An 18,260-nucleotide genomic window follows, 5' to 3' on the forward strand; every position below is an offset into this window, starting at 1 on the left:
GGTGACGCGTGCGGTCCGCCCGGGTCACGGGTGGACGGGATGCCCCGGACGAGGGGGATCGGGAAAGGCGGAACGCGGCCGAGCCGGGAGGGACTCGGGAACAGCCGGAGCGGGCTTGGCTCAACAGCTGGGACAGCAGCAACAGCTACAGCGCGCGCGGGCGGCACCGAGGGACCCGGCGGTGCGGGTCGAGGTGGGTGCCAAGTACGCGAGCATGCCCCCTAGGACAGCGGTTCACACGGACAGTGTCAACTCGCTGCCCGGTATGTGGGACATGTTTCACCTCATCCGGTTTATTTCGCAGGCGAAAGGTTTGCTCATCGGGGTCCCGGGACACATGGGGCACATCCGAGCGCGCGAGCCTCACGGAACGGGATCGAACACGGAGGCGTCCTTCTCCGTACAGAAGATCTGTACGGGGTTCGGCCGCCTTCGCGGGTCTTCCTGCGTGTCAAGGTTTATGCCGATTTGAACACTTTCCGCACGGCCTTGGTTCCGCAGAGTGAATAACGGGCCCAATAGCAGATCCCGGCTTGACTCGCCCGGAGCAGCACACTTGTAATTTCACTCGTGTCGTTCAGCCGGAATCGGTGACGGCCACGCACGGGGACGCGAAAGACAGACGAGGGGCGCACATGACCGAGCTGGTGCAGCAACTGCTGGTCGACGACGCGGACGAGGAACTCGGCTGGCAGGAGCGCGCACTCTGCGCCCAGACCGACCCCGAGTCCTTCTTCCCCGAGAAGGGCGGCTCCACCAGAGAGGCCAAGAAGGTCTGCCTCGCCTGCGAGGTGCGCTCCGAGTGCCTCGAATACGCCCTCGCCAACGACGAGCGCTTCGGCATCTGGGGCGGCCTGTCCGAGCGCGAACGCCGCCGGCTGAAGAAGGCCGCCGTGTGACCATACGCGCGACCACGAAAGGTACGAACGGCCCGTCAGCCGTGGGTTGTCCACAGGCGGCGGGCCGTCGTCATGCCCAGCCGATAGTGTGGACGCTCGTCCGAGACGCCCCGCTGTCCCCTCGATCCGCGAGTAGACACAGGCGTCCACCGCAGTCCATCGAACCGGGGCCCGTACCTCGATGTCCGTGCACAGCCATGCGGCAGCCCAACCAGGGGCTGCCATCCCTGAGTTCCCGCGCCACGTCGTGACCGCGGTCCTCGTCTCCCACGACGGCGCCCGCTGGCTGCCCGACGCGCTCGCCGGGCTGCTCGGCCAGGAGCGTCCCGTCCAGCACGCGGTGGCCGCCGACACCGGCAGCGCGGACGACTCCGCCCGGCTGCTCACCGACGCCCTCGGCGAGGCCAACGTCCTGCACCTCGCCCGCCGCACCGGCTTCGGCCAGGCCGTGGAGGAGGCGAGCCGCACCGCGCCCCCGCTCACCCCCGACGACCTGCCGTACCTCAAGCGCCCCAGCGGCTGGGACCCCGTCACCCGCACCTGGCGCGACGACGCCTACGACCTGCCCGAACTGCCGCACGGCGAACCCGTCCAGTGGCTGTGGCTGCTGCACGACGACTGCGCCCCCGAACCCGACGCCCTCGCCCAGCTGCTGCGGGTCGTGGACAACGAACTCGAACTCGGCCGCGACGACGTCGCCATCGTCGGCCCCAAGCTGCGCGGCTGGTACGACCGCCGCCAGCTGCTGGAGGTCGGCGTCTCCATCGCCAACTCCGGCCGCCGCTGGACCGGACTGGACCGCCGCGAACAGGACCAGGGCCAGCACGACCACGTCCGCACCGTGCTGTCCGTGTCCACCGCCGGCATGCTCGTCCGCCGCGACGTCTTCGAACAGCTCGGCGGCTTCGACCGGCTGCTGCCCCTCATGCGCGACGACGTCGACCTGTGCTGGCGCGCCCACACCGCCGGCCACCGCGTCCTGATCGCCCCCGAGGCCGTCGTCCGGCACGCCGAGGCCGCCTCCCGTGAACGCCGCACCGTCGACTGCGCCGGCCGCACCACCGCCTCCCCGCACAAGGTCGACAAGGCCGGCGCCGTCTACACCCTGCTCGTCAACACCCGTACGGCAGCGCTGCCCTGGGTGCTGCTCCGGCTCGTCCTCGGCACCGTCCTGCGTACCCTCGCCTACCTCGTCGGCAAGGTCCCCGGCCAGGCCCTCGACGAGATCCGCGGCCTGCTGAGCACCCTGCTGCGGCCCGAGCGGATCATCGCCGCCCGGCGCCGTCGCGGCCCCTCCCGCATCGACAAGGCGGAACTGCGCGCCCTCTTCCCGCCGCCCGGCGCCACTGTCCGGGCCACCGTGGAACAGCTCGCCGGCAACCTCACCGGCGGCTCCGACACCGACACCTCCCCGGCCGGCCGGCACGGCGGTGCCGTGGAGTCCGGGCCCGGCGGCGACGACGCCGACTTCCTGGAGGTCGAGCAGTTCGCCCGGCTCAAGCGGATCGCCCGCAGACCCGCCCCCGTCCTCTTCCTCGCCCTGCTGCTCATCTCCCTCGCCGCCTGCCGCGCCCTGCTCGGCGGCGGCGCCCTCGGCGGCGGCGCCCTGCTGCCCGCCCCGGCCGGCGCGACCGACCTGTGGTCGCGCTACCTGGACGCCTGGCACCCGACAGGCACCGGCGGCACCCCGTCCGCACCGCCCTACCTGGCCCTCGTCGCCACCCTCGCCTCGCTCCTGTTCGGCTCCACCGGCCTGGCCGTCACCGTCCTGCTGATCTGCTCGGTGCCGCTCGCCGGATGCACCGCCTACCTCGCCTCCCGGCCGCTGGTCACCTCCCGGCTGCTGCGCGCCTGGGCCGCCATCGCCTACGCCTTCCTGCCCGCCACCACCGGAGCGCTGGCCGGCGGACGCGTCGGCACCGCCGTCCTCGCCGTGCTGCTGCCGCTCATCGCGCGCGCGGGCATCGCCGCGAGCGGCCTGGCGGGCCGCGCCGGCACCCGCGGCAGCTGGCGCGCCACCTGGGCGTACGCGCTGCTGCTGACCATCGCCACCGCCTTCACCCCGATCGTGTGGCCCCTCGCGCTGCTGCTCGGCCTCGGCGTCCTGGTGCTGCGCCGCCGCGACCTCGTCGGCTACGGACCGCGCTTCCTCGCCCAGCTCGGCACCCCGCTGCTGGTCCTCGCCCCCTGGTCGCTGACCCTGTTCCCGGCCGGGTTCCTCCAGGAGGCCGGCCTGGAGTACGGCTCCTCGGCCGCCTCCGCCTTCGACCTGCTCGGTGCCGCCCCCGGCGGCCCCGGCACCGTGAACGGCCTGATGCTCATCGGTATCGTGCTGGCCGCGCTCGCCGCCCTGCTGCGCTCCGAACGGCAGCTCGGCATCCGCACCGCCTGGGCCGTCGCCCTGGCCGGACTCGTCTTCGCGGTCCTGTCCAACAGGTCCGCGTGGGCCGGACCGGCCACCCTCGTCTACGGCATCGCCCTGCTGGCCGCCGCCGCCCTCGGCGCCGACGGCGCACGCGCGCGCGTGGCCGAGCAGAGCTTCGGCTGGCGCCAGCCCGTCGCCGCGCTGATCGCCTTCGCCTCGGCCGCCGGTCCGCTCCTCGTCGCCGCCGGCTGGATGATCCGCGGCGCGGACGGCCCGCTGGAGCGCCGCGACCCGGCCCAGGTCCCCGCGTTCGTCGCCGAGGACTCCACCGGCGGCGCCCAGGCCCGCACCCTGGTCCTGGACAGCGACACCACCGCGCGCGTGCGCTACAGCCTGGTCCGCGGCTCCGGCGCCCGCATGGGAGACGCCGAACTCACCGCCGCCGACGGCCCGAACACCCGCCTGGACCAGACCGTCGCCCACCTGGTGGCCGGCTCCGGCGCCGACCAGGCCGCCGAACTCGGCGGCTTCGCCGTGCGCTACGTCCTCGTCCACAAGGGCGCCCCCCGCGAGATCACCCGCGTCCTGGACGCCACCCCCGGCCTGACCCGGCTCAGCCAGCAGAACGGCGGCGCCCTGTGGCGCGTCGACCAGGACGTCTCCCGCGCGGCCATCGTGCCCGCCGGCGGCTCCGGTACGCCCCAGCCGGTGGCCGCCGGACCGGTGGAGATCCACACCACGGTCCCCGCCGGCCCCGACGGCCGCGTCCTGCGCCTGGCCGACAGCGCCGACGGCGGCTGGACGGCCACCCTCGACGGCAAACCGCTCACCCGCACCACGGTCGACGGCTGGGCCCAGGGCTTCCGCCTCCCCGCCCAGGGCGGCAGGCTCGACGTCACCTACGACACGCCGCTCGCCCACACCGCCTGGCTCTGGGCGCAGGGCCTCCTCGCCGTCGTCCTGGTCGTCCTCGCCCTGCCCGGCCGCCGCCGCGACGTCGACGACGACCTGCCCGAGGAGCAGCCGCTGCCCGCCCAGGCCACCGCCGGCGAGGGCCGCCGCGCCCGCCGCCTGCGCGCCCAGGCCGAGGAACCGCCCGCCGAGGACCGGCCCGGCACACCCCCGCCCCCGGCCACCGCCCCCGTCCCCCAGCAGCCGTACGAGGCCCACGACCCGGCCGCGTACGCGACCACCGGGTACGCCGGGTACGGCACGGACCAGTACCAGCCGCCGGCCGGCTACGACCAGCGGCCGTACCCGCAGTCCGACCCCCACCAGACGGCCCCCTACGACCCGTACGGCTACGGCGGCACCGACGCCCAGCCGCCCTACGACCCGACGGCCTACCGGCACCAGGGCTACGAGACGGCGTACGACCCCGCCCAGCAGGGCTACGGCCCCGGCCCGCAGGGTTACCACTCCGCCCCGCAGGACTACGACCCGGTCCAGCAGGGCTACGACCCCGCCTCGCAGGGCTACGACCCCGCCTCGCGGGGTTACGACCCGGCCCAGCAGCCCCACGGCACCGGCAGCCAGCGTCCCGACGGGAGCCAGCAGTGAACCGCACCACCCTGTCCCTGTTCGCCGGCACGGCCGCGCTGGCCGCCGTCACCGCGTTCGCCGCGGTCGACTCGCCGTCCGCGTCCGGCGCCGCCCCCGAGACCGCCGCCCGGCAGCCCGTGCAGCGCACCGGCCTGGTGTGCCCGGCGCCCAGCACCTCGGACCTCGCCGAGACGACGTACACCTCGTTCACCCCCGTCACCAAGGGCGCCGCGAGCGGTGGCCGGGCCCGGCTCCAGGCGGCCGGCGAGCAGTCGTCGGACGACGGCTCCGGCGCGGACGGCAAGGAGAAGGACGGCAAGGAGAAGGACGACACGAAGAAGAAGGGCGGCGGCGAGAAGGACGGGCAGCCGGTGCTCACGCCGAAGGCACCGGGCACACCGGCCACCGGCGACACCTCCGGCGGGGACACACCCGCGCTCGTCGGCACCGCGGACGGCTCCTTCGCGCCCGGCTGGACCGTCCAGGAGACCACCGAGGTCAGCGCCGGCACCGGCCGCGGCCTCCTCGGCGTCACCTGCACCGGCGCGGACACCGACTTCTGGTTCCCGGGCGCGAGCACGGCCGCCGGCCGCACCGACTACGTCCACCTGACCAACCCCGACGACTCCGCCGCCGTGGTCGACATCGAGCTGTACGGCAAGGACGGCGCGGTCAAGGCCCCGCTGGGCGAGAACCTCACCGTCGACCCGGGGGCGAGCGAGGCGTTGCTGCTCCCCACGCTCACCGAGGAACGGCAGGCCGACCTCACCGTGCACGTCAGCGTGCGCAGTGGCCGGGTCGGCGCGGCCGTGCAGGCCCTGGACGACAAGGCGGGCGGCGACTGGCTGGCCCCCGCCGCCGACCCGGCCGGCAGCCTGGTCCTGCCCGGCATCCCGAAGGACGCCACCGCCGTCCGCCTCACCGCCTTCGCCCCCGGCGACGACGACGCCGACCTGAAGATCCGCCTGGCCTCGCCCGACGGCCTGATCACCCCGGCCGGGAACGAGACCGTCCACGTCAAGTCCGGCATGACGACGACGGTCGACCTCGGCGACGTCACCCGGGGCGAGCCCGGCTCCCTGGTGCTCACCCCGACCGACCAGGCGGCCCCGGTCGTCGCGGCGCTCCAGGTGGTACGGGGCAAGGGGGACAAGCGGGAGACCGCGTTCATCCCGGCCACCGCCCCCGTCGGCACGCGCGCGACCTCGGCCGGCAACGGCGCCAAGGGCACGACGCTCGCGCTGACGGCGCCCGAGGGCACGGCCACGGTCAAGGTCACCGCCTCGGCGGGCAGCGAGGGCGGCACCCCGGCGACCAAGACGTACACGCTGAAGTCCGGCACCACGCAGGACGTCGACGCCCCCGTCCCGACGGGCCTGAAGGGCACCTACGCCCTCACCGTCGAACCCGTCTCCGGCGGCCCCGTCTACGCCTCCCGCACCCTCACCACCGCCGACACCCCCGCCTTCACCGTCCAGACCCTCCCCAGCGACCACGGCCTGGTGTCGGTACCGCGGACGCGGGAGGACTTGTCGATATTGCAGAAGTAGCGGCGGCAGGAGCAGCGACAGCCCGGGAAGCGGCGGCGGGGGCGGGGGCGGGGGCCTCTGCCCCCGCCCGGCTAGTCCTCCCCGTACCGGGGGTCCACCGTCTCCGGTGTCAGCCCCAGCAGCTCCGCCACCTGCTCCACGACCACCTCGTGCACCAGCGCGGCCCGCTCGTCCCGCCCCTTCGTCCGGATCTCCACCGGCCGCCGGTACACGACGACCCGCGCCCGCCGCCCGTCCCGCGCCGGCACGACCCCGCCGAGCGGCACCGCCTCGTCGTCCCACACCGGCCCGTCCCCCCGCCCGTCCAGCCGGGGCACCTCCAGCACCAGGAAGTCGATGTCGGCCAGCTGCGGCCAGCGCCGTTCGAGACGGTCCACGGAGTCCTGCACCAGATCCGCGAACACCTCGGCACGGCTGGCGGCCAACGGCACCTGCGGCGGCGCGATCGGCCCCCGCATGCCCCGCCCGTGACGATCACGGCGACGGGGCCCGGGGCCGCTGGCACGGGGCGGTACTCGGTTGTCCATCACCGGTGAAGCGTAGTCCCCGCACCCTCCGCCCGTCCGGTTCCACGCGGCAACCGGCGCCCGCTCGCCCTGTCGCAGGATGACCATTCCGGCCAACGTCTGGCTCGTTTCCGTAACTTTCCAAGACCACCGCACTCAAGGCAATTGATGGAGTTTGTGGCGACTCCTGACCGGACGCGCCCCTTCCGTACCTCCGCCGCAAGCCCGTCCACGCAGGTCAGCGGGGTCCCCTCGAAGGGGTGTGTGGGGCGTTTCACAGCCCGACACGGTGGAGTGACCTGGTGGAGAGTCGTCGCGGCCCGCTCAAGAGTGCGGTACCGTCCAACATCGTGAGCCCTGTACGTCGCTGTTCGCGCACCGCCTGCGGCCGACCCGCCGTCGCGACGCTGACGTACGTCTACGCCGACTCGACCGCGGTCCTCGGCCCGCTCGCCACCTACGCCGAACCCCACTGCTACGACCTGTGCGCCGAGCACTCCGAGCGCCTCACCGCCCCGCGCGGCTGGGAGGTCGTACGGCTCCTCGACGGCTCCGCGCCCGCGCGGCCCAGCGGGGACGACCTGGAAGCGCTGGCCAACGCCGTGCGCGAGGCGGCCCGTCCCCAGGAGCGCGCGGCCGAGGCGGGCGGCGGCGGAGCCCGCGCCGCGGACCCCATGGAGGTCGCCCGCCGCGGCCACCTCAGGGTCCTGCGCTCCCCGGACAACTGACCACGCCGGGCGACGTTCTCGGACCTCCGCCCGGTGTCCGCACACCGCTTCCCGCCGTCCGACGGGTAGTTTTGGGCATCCACAGCACTTTCAGGAGGACGGCCGTGACTGCTGATCTGTCACAGATCGTGAAGGCGTACGACGTACGCGGAGTGGTCCCGGACCAGTGGGACGAGGCACTGGCCCGGCTCTTCGGCGCCGCCTTCGCGGAGGTGACCGCGGCGGCGGCCGTCGTCGTCGGCCACGACATGCGCCCCTCGTCCCCCGGCCTGTCCCGCGCCTTCGCATACGGCGCGGCGGACCGCGGCGTGGACGTCGTGGAGATCGGCCTGTGCTCCACCGACCAGCTCTACTACGCCTCGGGCGCGCTGAACCTCCCGGGCGCGATGTTCACCGCCTCCCACAACCCGGCCCGGTACAACGGCATCAAGATGTGCCGCGCGGGCGCCGCCCCCGTCGGCCAGGACACCGGGCTCACCGAGATCCGGGAGCTGGTCGAGCGCTGGCTCGCCGAGGGCGCCCCGGCACCCGCGGCCCGGCCGGGAACCCTCTCCACGAGCGAGACGCTGGAGGACTACGCGGCGCACCTGCGCTCCCTGGTCGACCTCTCCGCCATCCGCCCCCTGAAGGTCGTGGTCGACGCCGGCAACGGCATGGGCGGCCACACCGTCCCCTCCGTCTTCGCCGGTCTGCCCCTCACCCTCGTCCCGATGTACTTCGAGCTGGACGGCACCTTCCCGAACCACGAGGCCAACCCGCTCGACCCGGCCAACCTCGTGGATCTGCAGAAGCGGGTCCCGGCGGAGGGCGCCGACCTCGGCATCGCCTTCGACGGCGACGCCGACCGCTGCTTCGTCGTGGACGAGAACGGCGACCCCGTCTCCCCGTCCGCGATCACCGCGCTGGTCGCCGCGCGCGAGCTGGCCCGCAACGGCGGCCGGGGCACCGTCATCCACAACCTGATCACCTCCCGCACGGTCCCCGAGGTCGTGCGGCAGCACGGCGGCACCCCGGTGCGCACCCGGGTCGGCCACTCCTTCATCAAGGCCGAGATGGCCCGCACCGGCGCGATCTTCGGCGGCGAGCACTCGGCGCACTACTACTTCAAGGACTTCTGGAACGCCGACACCGGCATGCTGGCCGCCCTGCACGTCCTCGCGGCGCTCGGCGGCCAGGACGGCCCGCTGTCCGCCCTGGTCGCGCAGTACGACCGCTACCGCGGCTCCGGCGAGATCAACTCCACGGTCGCCGACCAGGCCGACCGCCTCGCCGCGGTCCGCGCCGCGTACGAGGGCCGCGCCGACGTCACCCTCGACGACCTCGACGGCCTCACCGTCGCCGCCGCCGACTGGTGGTTCAACGTCCGCCCGTCCAACACCGAGCCGCTGCTCCGGCTGAACGCCGAGGCGGAGGACGAGGCGACGCTGACCAAGATCCGCGACGAGGCCCTGGCGATCATCAGGGGCTGAGCGGCCCGCCCCATCGGCGGTACGCTGACCAGGCAAATCCACAGACACCCACCCGCCCCCCGAAGGGACACCCCATGGCGCTCGAAGCCGGCCTCCTGGAGATCCTCGCCTGCCCGGCCTGCCACGCCCCCCTGAAGGAGCAGGACACCGAGCTGATCTGCACCGGCCCGGACTGCGGCCTCGCCTACCCGGTCCGCGACGGCATCCCGGTGCTGCTGGTCGACGAGGCCCGCCGCCCCGCCTGATCCGACCCCGTCACCGTGGGCGGGAGGACCGGCGCCGCCCGGTCCGGCCGCCGCCCCGCGTGACCAGGCCCGTCCCCTCGTAGCACCCCAGGATCCCCGGCGACCGGAGGCTGCCGCCCATGCTGGACGAAACGCTGCTCGACACCCCGGAGGGCCTCGCCGAGGCCGACCACCGAGGACTGCTGCGCGGGGCGGCGGAGGCCGGCGCCCGCGTCCGCACCGCCGCCCGCAACGCCGCCGAGGCCGGCATCGGCAGCCTCAAGCCCGACGGCCGTCCCCGCGCGGTCCTCATCGCGGGCCCCGGTGCCGCCGCCACCCACACCGCCGACCTCCTCGGCACGCTGGCCGGCCCGGGCAGCCCCGTCGTCCGGCTCGCCCCCACCGGCGTCGCCCCCGCCGCGGGCGCCCTGCGCTGGGAGCTGCCGGGCTGGGCCGGCTCCGTGGACCTGCTGCTGATCGCCACCCCGGACGGCACCGAACCCAGCCTGTCCCTCCTCGCCGAGCAGGCCTACCGCCGCGGCTGCTCCGTCGTCGGCGTGGCCCCGCCCGGCACCCCGCTCGCCGACGCGGTCGCCGGGGCGCACGGCATGTTCGTACCGATGGCCACGGCCCCCTACGACCAGGAGGAACCGCTCGCCGCCTCCTCTCCCGGAGTGCTGTGGGCGCTGCTGACCCCGCTGCTGGCGCTCCTGGACCGGGTCGGCCTGCTCGACGCCCCGCCGGAGGCCCTGGAGAAGGTCGCCGACCGGCTGGACACCATCGCGGAACGCTGCGGGCCCGCCATCGCGACCTACAGCAACCCGGCCAAGACCCTCGCCGCCGAACTGGCCGACGCGCTGCCGGTGATCTGGACGGAGGGCACCTCGGCCGGTCCGGCGGGCCGCCGGTTCGCCGCCGCCCTCGCCGAACTGGCCGGCCGCCCGGCCCTGGTCGCCGAGCTGCCCGAGGCGCTCGCCGCGCACAGCGCCCTGCTGGCCGGGCCGCTCGCCGCCAGCGCCGACCCGGACGACTTCTTCCGGGACCGCGTGGAGGAGCCGCCCGCGCTGCACGCGCGCGTGGTGCTGCTGCGCGACCGCCCGCTCGGCGGCCTCACCGCCGCCCCGGCCGCCCGGGACGTGGCCCTCAGCCACGACACGCCGGTCAGCGAACTCGAACCGGAGGAGGGCGGCGAACTGGAGACCCTCGCGGAACTGATCGCCGTCACGGATTTCGCCGCCGTTTACCTGGCGCTCGCTTCGGGAGCCTGATCTGACCTCGGGCCCCCCGCCCACGCCTGCCACGGGCCCCGCCCGCCCCACCGCCGGTCCCGGCAGTCCCGTCGGCGGGGCGGGAGTACCCGGCGTCTGAGTGGGCAGACCCGTCGGCGCCGGGAACGCAAGCGGCAGCGCCGGCCGAGCAGCGCACGTACGGAGACAGAGAAGACACATGGACCGCCTCGACAACACCATCCGCCCCTACGCCTGGGGTTCCCCCACCGCCATCCCGCAGCTCCTGGGGGTCGAGCCGACCGGCGAACCCCAGGCGGAGATGTGGATGGGCGCACACCCGGGCGCCCCGTCGCGCACCTCCCGCGGCCCCCTCGTCGAGGTCATCGAGGCCGACCCGGAGCGGGAACTGGGCGCCCGCGCGGTCGCCAGGTTCGGCCCCCGGCTGCCGTTCCTGCTCAAGCTCCTCGCGGCCGGCGCGCCCCTGTCCCTCCAGGTGCACCCGGACCTGGAGCAGGCCAGGGCGGGGTACGCCGACGAGGAGCGGCGCGGCGTCCCGGCCGACGCCCCGCACCGCAACTACAAGGACGCCAACCACAAGCCCGAACTGATCTGCGCGCTCACCGAGTTCGACGGCCTGTGCGGCTTCCGCGACCCCGTCCAGGCCGCCGGCCTGCTCGACGGGCTCGGCGTCGACTCCCTCAAGCCGTACGTCGACCTGCTGCACGCCCACCCCGAGGACGCGGCCCTGCGCGAGGTCCTCACCGCCGTCCTCACCGCAGACCCGGAGGAGATGGCCCACACGGTCGCCGAGGCCACCGCCGCCTGCGTCCGCCTCGGCGGCGCCTACGCCCCCTACGCCGACATCGCCCACCACTACCCCGGCGACCCCGGCGTGATCGCGGCGATGCTCCTCAACCACGTCCGGCTGCAGCCGGGCGAGGCCCTGTACCTCGGCGCCGGCATCCCGCACGCCTACCTCAACGGCCTCGGCGTGGAGATCATGGCCAACTCCGACAACGTCCTGCGCTGCGGTCTCACCCCCAAGCACGTCGATGTCCCCGAACTGCTGCGGATCGTCCGCTTCGAACCGAGCGACCCGGGCGTGCTGCGCCCGGAGGCATCCCCGGAGGGCGAAGAGGTATACGAGACGCCGACCGACGAGTTCCGGCTCTCCCGCTTCGTCCTGCCCGAGGGCGGCACCGCCCGCGACCTCACCCGCGCCACCCCGCAGATCCTGCTCTGCACGGCCGGGACCGTCCGGGCGGGCGAGCACGAGCTGGGACCCGGCCAGTCGGTCTTCGTCCCGGCCGGCGAACCGGCGGAGATCTCCGGCGCGGGCACCATTTTCCGCGCCACCGTGGTCGCCTGACCAGGGCTGTGGACAAGCGGTCGATCATATGACCGGGGCTGTGGATACCTGACGCGCCGGTGCCCGGCCGGGCTGCAAGAATGACCCACCGGCAAAGGCCGGGCAAAGCCGGGCACCCGTCCGGACGGACGGACAGTACGAGGCCGACAAAGGCGAAGGGGAACGCGGACACATGAGCGCGTCAGGCGGTACGAAGGCGATCGTGGCGGCACTCGGCGCCAATCTCGCGATCGCGGCAGCGAAGTTCGTGGCGTTCGCGTTCAGCGGCTCCTCCTCGATGCTCGCCGAGGGCGTGCACTCGCTCGCCGACTCCGGCAACCAGTTCCTGCTGCTCCTCGGCGGCAAGAAGGCACAGCGCGAGGCTACCCCGCAGCACCCCTTCGGCTACGGCCGCGAGCGGTACATCTACGCCTTCCTGGTCTCGATCGTGCTGTTCTCCATCGGCGGCATGTTCGCCATCTACGAGGGCTACGAGAAGATCAGCCACCCGCACGACCTGGAGCACTGGTACTGGCCGGTCGGCGTCCTCGTCTTCGCGATCATCGCCGAGAGCTTCTCCTTCCGCACGGCCATCAAGGAGTCCAACGCACTGCGCGGCAAGCTCTCCTGGAAGGAGTTCATCCGCCGCGCCAAGGCCCCAGAGCTGCCGGTCGTCCTGCTGGAGGACTTCGGCGCGCTCATCGGTCTGGTCCTCGCCCTCGGCGGCGTCGGCCTCGCCCTGCTCACCGGCGACGGCGTCTGGGACGGCATCGGCACCCTCTGCATCGGCGTCCTGCTCGTCCTGATCGCCCTGGTCCTCGCCGTGGAGACCAAGTCGCTGCTGCTCGGCGAGGCCGCGGGCATCGAGGACGTCAAGAAGATCGAGGCCGCGATCGTCGACGGCGACACGGTCACCCGCGTCATCCACATGCGCACGCTGCACCTCGGTCCCGAGGAGCTGCTGGTCGCCGCGAAGATCGCCGTCCAGCACGACGACACGGCCGCCGAGATCGCGACCGCCATCGACGCCGCCGAGGCCCGCATCCGCGCCGCCGTCCCGATCGCCCGCGTCATCTACCTGGAACCGGACATCTACAGCGAGGCCGAGGCCGCCAAGGGCCCGGACCCGAGCGCCACCCCGGGCGGCCCGAACCCCCACGCCGCCGGCCACTGACACCCGGTACGGCGGCCGGCCTCAGCGGTGCCCCCCGGCCAGGGCGCCGACGGCACCACAGGCGCCCTCCGCCGCCGTGCCACCAGGCCCGCCCCGAAGGCGGGCAAGTCCCGGTTCGCTCCGGTCCGCCCGCGCCGGCTCCACGCTTTCCGCGCACCCACAGGCACCCCCGCCGCCCCCCGGAACCCGCCGAGGACGACCTGGGAAAGAGGCGAGGAATCCGAAGGCGGACTGGGACGACCGGGCCCTCCGGTGTAGCTTGGGACGGAGCCAGACGTCGCTGCTGATGGCGGTCGGGCGGCCCCACACGGGCCGGCCGAGGGAGAGAGGGCCTCCGACGGACTGCGCTGCGCGTACGTGGGCATGCCTGTGCCTCTTCCCGGGCACACCTGTGTCCGCCGCCGCGCAGACCAGCCGTACCCACCTCGACCCAACCCCGAGGAGCAGCTCGTAATGACGACTGTCGAGAACCGACAGGACTTCAAGGTCGCCGATCTGTCGCTGGCCGAGTTCGGCCGCAAGGAGATCACTCTCGCCGAGCACGAGATGCCCGGCCTGATGGCGATCCGCAAGGAGTACGCCGAGGCGCAGCCGCTGGCCGGTGCCCGGATCACGGGTTCGCTGCACATGACGGTGCAGACGGCCGTGCTGATCGAGACCCTGGTGGCCCTGGGCGCGCAGGTGCGCTGGGCCTCCTGCAACATCTTCTCCACCCAGGACCACGCCGCCGCGGCGATCGCGGTGGGCCCGGACGGCACTCCGGACAACCCGCGGGGCGTGCCGGTGTTCGCCTGGAAGGGCGAGACCCTTCAGGAGTACTGGTGGTGCACGGAGCAGGCGCTGACCTGGCCGGACAGCCCCACCGGCGGCCCGAACATGATCCTGGACGACGGCGGCGACGCCACGCTGCTGGTGCACAAGGGCGTGGAGTACGAGAAGGCCGGTGAGGTCCCGGCGCTGGAGACGGCCGAGTCCGACGAGCACCGCGTGATCCTCCAGCTGCTGCACCGCACGCTGGGTGAGAACCCGCAGAAGTGGACCCAGCTGGCCTCGGAGATCCGCGGTGTCACCGAGGAGACCACCACGGGCGTGCACCGCCTGTACGAGATGCAGCGCGACGGCTCCCTGCTCTTCCCGGCGATCAACGTCAACGACGCCGTGACGAAGTCCAAGTTCGACAACAAGTACGGCTGCCGGCACTCCCTGGTGGACGGCATCAACCGTGCCACGGACGTGCTGATCGGCGGCAAGACGGCCGTGGTGTGCGGCTACGGCGACGTGGGCAAGGGCTGCGCGGAGTCCCTGCGCGGTCAGGGCGCCCGGGTGATCGTCACGGAGATCGACCCGATCTGCGCGCTGCAGGCGGCGATGGACGGCTACCAGGTGACCACGCTGGACGAGGTCGTCGAGACGGCCGACATCTTCATCACCACGACCGGCAACAAGGACATCATCATGGCCTCGGACATGGCCAAGATGAAGCACCAGGCGATCGTGGGGAACATCGGTCACTTCGACAACGAGATCGACATGGCCGGTCTGGCCAAGATCCCGGGCATCGTCAAGGACGAGGTCAAGCCGCAGGTCCACACCTGGACCTTCCCCGACGGCAAGAAGATCATCGTGCTGTCCGAGGGCCGCCTGCTCAACCTGGGCAACGCCACCGGCCACCCGTCGTTCGTGATGTCCAACTCCTTCGCGGACCAGACCCTGGCCCAGATCGAGCTGTTCACCAAGCCCGACGCGTACCCGACCGGTGTGTACACGCTGCCCAAGCACCTGGACGAGAAGGTCGCCCGCCTCCACCTCGACGCCCTGGGCGTGAAGCTGACCAAGCTGCGCCCGGAGCAGGCGGCGTACATCGGTGTGGACGTCGACGGCCCGTACAAGCCGGACCACTACCGCTACTGAGCCGGTTACCCCGTAGCCCGACCGCCGGGGGAGTGCGCCGGTGCACCGACGCACCCCTCCCGGCAGCAGGCTCTCCGAGGCAGGCCCCCGCACCCCCGTGCCGGGGGCCTGCCCCTTTGGCCCCGACCCATGGCTTCCGGCCGGACCAGCCCGTCAAGACCCAGGACCCCCATGCCCCGCGGCCGTTATTCGCTCCACGATCCGCACGATCACACCCCCCTCGCGGAAGAGCACTTCCAGTGCGCCCCCGGCCCGTCCGGCTGGCGCTACGTCTCCCGGCTGACCGGCCCCGCCGGCGAGCACCGGGGCTCGGTCGACCTCGCCCTGGACGACCTCGGCCGCCCCCTACGCCTCGAACTGCACGCGGGCGACTGGCAGGTGCGCGGCGCCGCCCTCGACGGCGTCACCTGGGTCCGCACCGACCCCACCGGCCTCAATGCCACCGAAGGCAATGTGCGCGCCCACGCCTTCACCGGCACGTCCCCCGCGTTCCTCGTCGCCACCGCACGGCTCCTGCGCCTCACCCCCTCGTCCGTCGCGACCCGCGTACGCCTCGTCGCCTTCACCGACCCGGTCCTCGCCCCCCGCACCGTGGACCAGTCCTGGGCTCTGGTGAACAGCGAAGCACACGCCACTGACAACGGCCCCCTGACCGTGGACGAATACCAGGTCACAGCCCTGGACACCGGCGAACAGCACGCCGTCCACATCGCCGGCGACGTCGTCCTGGCCGCGCCCGGCATCGAGCTGGAGGACCTTCAGTCGCCGCCGTCGCGCTTCGACTGACCCCGGCACTCACGGCCCCCGAGCACCTACGCGGGCGGCACGAACCCGGTGGCCGGCCGGCCGGTCGGCGGCTCGTCCCGCGACGGCCGGGCAGGGGCGGGCGGAACGGGCGCGGAGACCTCGGACGGGTACCCGCCGCCGTACTGAGGACTTCCCTGGGCCGGATGCGAGCCCCCGTACCGCGGGAGCTGGTCCTGCTGCGAGAGCTCAGGCCGGTAGGCGGCTGATGGGCCCGGCTGTGCCGGAGGCGGTGCGAAGCCGCCGAGACCACCGTTGCCGACGACCGGCCCCACGCCGAACGCCTGCCGGGCCTCGCGGGACTGCCGCTCGTGCACCACGGCCGCGAGAAACGCGGCCGGGGGCAGATCCGGCGGCACCGAAGCACCGGTACGCCCCGCGAGGTCGGCCGCCAGCCGCTGCCCCATGCCCGCCGACACCTGCGGATCGAGCTGTGGCATCCGGGTCAGGTACTGCCGGACGGCTAGCCACAGCCCGTCCGGCACCGCGGACAGATCCAGCCCGGCGAACCGCCCCACGAGCCACGGAGGCGGAGGCGGCACGAATCCCGTCCGCCCGGCGGGTATCCGCTCCCGGACCACCAGGGTGCCCGCGAACACATCGCCCAGCCGCCGCCCCCGCGCCGAGACCAGCGAGGCGATACAGGCCACCACGCCGAACGTCATCAGGATCTCGACGACCCCGATCGCGCCCCGCACCAGAGCGTGCCGGAACCGGATCGGCCCGCCGTCGTCCCGTACCACTCGCAGCCCGAACGCCAGCTTCCCCAGCGAACGTCCGTGGCTGAGCGTCTCCACCGCTATCGGCCCGCCGACCAGCACCAGCAGGAACGACGCGATCGACAGCGCCATCTGCGCGGCCTCGTCCAGCGAAGCCGTCGACGCCACCAGCACCATGACCACGACGAGGTACGCGACCATCGCCACCACCAGGTCGAGCAGCACGGCGAGCGCCCTGCTCGGCAGCTTCGCGGGCCGCAGTTCGAGCGCCACCGCCTCGCCGGTCACCAGCTCACTCACGCCCGCCGTCCTTTCCTGGTCTGCCCCCTGAACCGCCAGTCTGCCAAGCTGAGGGCGCATCGCGCCGCAGTACGACAAGCTGACAGCAAGCACGAGCATCCACGACGAGCCGTGGACACCAGCCGAGGAGCAGGCAGACCCGATGGACCTGGACGTCTTCGTCTCCGTACACCGAGCCGAATGGGACCGGCTGGACGCGCTGCTCCGCCGCCGGCGCCGGCTCACCGGGGCCGAGGCGGACGAACTCGTCGCCCTCTACCAGCGCACGGCCACCCACCTCTCCCTCATCCAGTCCAGCGCGCCCGACCCGCACCTGACCGGACGGCTGAGCCGGCTCGTGGCACGCGCGCGCAGCACTGTCGCCGGCACCCGCCGCGCCTCATGGCGGGACGTCACACACTTCCTGGGCCAGGGCTTCCCGGCCGCCGTCTACCGCGCCCGCCACTGGTGGGTGCCCACGGCGCTCGTCTCCACCGCCGTCGCCATCCTGCTGGGCTGGTGGATCGGCACCCATCCCGAGGTGCAGTCGTCCATCGCGGCACCCAGCGAGCTGCGCGAGCTGACCCGGCCGGGCGGCGAGTACGAGACCTACTACTCCAGTCATCCCGCGGCCTCCTTCGCCGCCCAGGTGTGGACGAACAACGCCCAGGCGGCGGCGATGTGCCTGGTCCTGGGCGTCTTCCTGGGCCTGCCCGTCCTGTGGATCCTCTTCCAGAACATGCTGAACCTGGGCGTGGGCTTCGGCCTGATGTCCTCCGCGGGCCGCCTCGACACCTTCCTCGGCCTGGTCCTCCCGCACGGCCTGCTGGAACTGACCGCGGTCTTCGTCGCCGCGGGTACGGGGCTGCGCCTGGGCTGGACGCTGATCGACCCCGGCCCGCGCACCCGGCGGGCCGCTCTGGCGGAGGAGGGGCGCGCGGCCATCGGCATGGCGATCGGCCTCGCCCTGGTCCTGCTCGTCTCGGGTGCCATCGAAGGCTTCGTCACCCCCTCCGACCTGCCCACCTGGGCCCGCATAGGCATCGGCGTCGTGGCCGAGCTCGCCTTTCTGGCCTACGTCTACGTACTCGGCGGCCGTGCGACACGCGCGGGGGAGACGGGCGATCTTGGGGCGACGGAGCGCAGCGCGTCCGTGCCCACGGCCGCCTGACTCCGGCGGATGTGCACTCACCCCCTCTGAGCTGCTAGTCTCCTCTTCGCCCCGCAAGAGCCGTTGACACGGAGGGAGTGGGGAGGTAGATTCAATGAGTTGTCTGGAACTGGACATCCGGCCAGGCAGTTGCTAGAATCTACTTGATTGCTTCCAAGGGAGCCGTGAACGGCCTCCGGAAAAGCATCCTCCGAATACTCAGAAATGAGCGGCCGGTCAGATCGGCCAAGAACTTCTGATAAAGTCGGAACCGCCGGAAAGGGAAACGCGAGAGCGGGAACCTGGAAAGCACCGAGGAAATCGGATCGAGAAAAGATCTGATAGAGTCGGAAACGCAAGACC

At 73.1% G+C, this 18,260-nt stretch carries 14 protein-coding genes; 12 read left to right on the plus strand and 2 right to left on the minus strand.

What is annotated here, in order from left to right; translation table 11 throughout:
* Window positions 1-635 precede the first annotated feature (635 nt).
* The 3 genes from Srubr_RS35070 (at window position 636) to Srubr_RS35080 (ending at window position 6,356) form a co-directional block, all read left to right on the plus strand.
* Window positions 636-899: a WhiB family transcriptional regulator gene (locus Srubr_RS35070; RefSeq protein WP_003975777.1), complete on the plus strand. Its 264-nt coding sequence runs from the start codon at window positions 636-638 to the stop codon at window positions 897-899.
* Between the two features lie 181 nt (window positions 900-1,080).
* Window positions 1,081-4,824 carry a glycosyltransferase family 2 protein gene (locus Srubr_RS35075; RefSeq protein WP_189991906.1) on the plus strand — a complete coding sequence of 1,248 codons (3,744 nt, stop codon included), beginning with the start codon at window positions 1,081-1,083 and terminating at the stop codon, window positions 4,822-4,824.
* Window positions 4,821-6,356, plus strand: a complete 1,536-nt coding sequence (locus Srubr_RS35080) for a DUF5719 family protein (RefSeq protein ID WP_189991904.1) — start codon at window positions 4,821-4,823, stop codon at window positions 6,354-6,356. The genes Srubr_RS35075 and Srubr_RS35080 overlap by 4 nt, the downstream gene beginning before the upstream one ends.
* A gap of 71 nt (window positions 6,357-6,427) precedes the next feature.
* Here Srubr_RS35080 and Srubr_RS35085 read toward each other — a convergent pair whose 3' ends face one another.
* On the minus strand, window positions 6,428-6,814 hold the full coding sequence (locus Srubr_RS35085) for a metallopeptidase family protein (protein WP_030787994.1): 387 nt from the start codon (window positions 6,812-6,814) through the stop codon (window positions 6,428-6,430).
* Window positions 6,815-7,164: 350 nt separating this feature from the next.
* Here Srubr_RS35085 and Srubr_RS35090 point away from each other — a divergent pair, with 350 nt between their 5' ends.
* The 8 genes from Srubr_RS35090 to Srubr_RS35125 all read left to right on the plus strand — a co-directional run bounded on the left by Srubr_RS35090 (window position 7,165) and on the right by Srubr_RS35125 (window position 15,731).
* A complete protein-coding gene (locus Srubr_RS35090; RefSeq protein ID WP_189991901.1) occupies window positions 7,165-7,590 on the plus strand; it encodes a DUF3499 domain-containing protein in 426 nt (141 codons plus the stop codon).
* A gap of 104 nt (window positions 7,591-7,694) precedes the next feature.
* A complete protein-coding gene (locus Srubr_RS35095; RefSeq protein WP_189991899.1) occupies window positions 7,695-9,059 on the plus strand; it encodes a phosphomannomutase/phosphoglucomutase in 1,365 nt (454 codons plus the stop codon).
* A gap of 74 nt (window positions 9,060-9,133) precedes the next feature.
* Complete coding sequence (locus tag Srubr_RS35100; protein WP_181798431.1) at window positions 9,134-9,304, plus strand: Trm112 family protein; 171 nt, start codon at window positions 9,134-9,136, stop codon at window positions 9,302-9,304.
* Between the two features lie 119 nt (window positions 9,305-9,423).
* Complete coding sequence (locus tag Srubr_RS35105) at window positions 9,424-10,551, plus strand: SIS domain-containing protein (protein ID WP_189991897.1); 1,128 nt, start codon at window positions 9,424-9,426, stop codon at window positions 10,549-10,551.
* 178 nt (window positions 10,552-10,729) lie between these two features.
* Window positions 10,730-11,881, plus strand: a complete 1,152-nt coding sequence (manA, locus tag Srubr_RS35110; RefSeq protein ID WP_189991895.1) for a mannose-6-phosphate isomerase, class I — start codon at window positions 10,730-10,732, stop codon at window positions 11,879-11,881.
* Between the two features lie 172 nt (window positions 11,882-12,053).
* A complete protein-coding gene (locus Srubr_RS35115; protein ID WP_189991893.1) occupies window positions 12,054-13,034 on the plus strand; it encodes a cation diffusion facilitator family transporter in 981 nt (326 codons plus the stop codon).
* A 453-nt stretch (window positions 13,035-13,487) separates the two neighbouring features.
* Window positions 13,488-14,945 carry an adenosylhomocysteinase gene (ahcY, locus tag Srubr_RS35120; protein WP_189991891.1) on the plus strand — a complete coding sequence of 486 codons (1,458 nt, stop codon included), beginning with the start codon at window positions 13,488-13,490 and terminating at the stop codon, window positions 14,943-14,945.
* Window positions 14,946-15,116: 171 nt separating this feature from the next.
* Window positions 15,117-15,731, plus strand: a complete 615-nt coding sequence (locus Srubr_RS35125; protein WP_189991889.1) for a hypothetical protein — start codon at window positions 15,117-15,119, stop codon at window positions 15,729-15,731.
* A gap of 26 nt (window positions 15,732-15,757) precedes the next feature.
* On the opposite strand, the gene Srubr_RS35130 is transcribed toward Srubr_RS35125, so the two are convergent.
* Window positions 15,758-16,768, minus strand: coding sequence for an RDD family protein (locus Srubr_RS35130; RefSeq protein WP_189991887.1), 1,011 nt, complete (start codon window positions 16,766-16,768; stop codon window positions 15,758-15,760).
* A gap of 142 nt (window positions 16,769-16,910) precedes the next feature.
* Between Srubr_RS35130 and Srubr_RS35135 the strand changes: the two genes are divergently transcribed.
* Window positions 16,911-17,918: a stage II sporulation protein M gene (locus Srubr_RS35135; RefSeq protein WP_189991885.1), complete on the plus strand. Its 1,008-nt coding sequence runs from the start codon at window positions 16,911-16,913 to the stop codon at window positions 17,916-17,918.
* Window positions 17,919-18,260: the final 342 nt, after the last annotated feature.

This window comes from Streptomyces rubradiris, assembly GCF_016860525.1.
Taxonomy (GTDB): Bacteria; Actinomycetota; Actinomycetes; order Streptomycetales; family Streptomycetaceae; genus Streptomyces; species Streptomyces rubradiris.